Annotated in this window: 1 rRNA gene; it reads left to right on the plus strand. The window is 59.0% G+C overall.

The features are described 5' to 3' along the window. Nucleotides 1-827, plus strand: a 16S ribosomal RNA gene (locus PU704_RS19945); the annotation flags it as partial.

Raw genomic sequence — 827 nt, forward strand, 5'->3', positions numbered from 1 at the left:
CGCATGGTGGGGGGTGGAAAGGGTTTTACTGGTTTTGGATGGGCTCACGGCCTATCAGCTTGTTGGTGGGGTAATGGCTCACCAAGGCGACGACGGGTAGCCGGCCTGAGAGGGTGACCGGCCACACTGGGACTGAGACACGGCCCAGACTCCTACGGGAGGCAGCAGTGGGGAATATTGCACAATGGGCGGAAGCCTGATGCAGCGACGCCGCGTGAGGGATGACGGCCTTCGGGTTGTAAACCTCTTTCAGCAGGGAAGAAGCCACAAGTGACGGTACCTGCAGAAGAAGCGCCGGCTAACTACGTGCCAGCAGCCGCGGTAATACGTAGGGCGCAAGCGTTGTCCGGAATTATTGGGCGTAAAGAGCTCGTAGGCGGTCTGTCGCGTCTGCTGTGAAAGCCCGGGGCTCAACCCCGGGTCTGCAGTGGGTACGGGCAGACTAGAGTGCAGTAGGGGAGACTGGAATTCCTGGTGTAGCGGTGAAATGCGCAGATATCAGGAGGAACACCGATGGCGAAGGCAGGTCTCTGGGCTGTTACTGACGCTGAGGAGCGAAAGCATGGGGAGCGAACAGGATTAGATACCCTGGTAGTCCATGCCGTAAACGTTGGGCACTAGGTGTGGGGGACATTCCACGTTCTCCGCGCCGTAGCTAACGCATTAAGTGCCCCGCCTGGGGAGTACGGCCGCAAGGCTAAAACTCAAAGGAATTGACGGGGGCCCGCACAAGCGGCGGAGCATGCGGATTAATTCGATGCAACGCGAAGAACCTTACCAAGGCTTGACATTCACCGGACCGCACTGGAGACAGTGCTTCCCTTCGG

The organism is Kocuria oceani, assembly GCF_029524215.1.
Lineage (GTDB): Bacteria > Actinomycetota > Actinomycetes > Actinomycetales > Micrococcaceae > Kocuria > Kocuria oceani.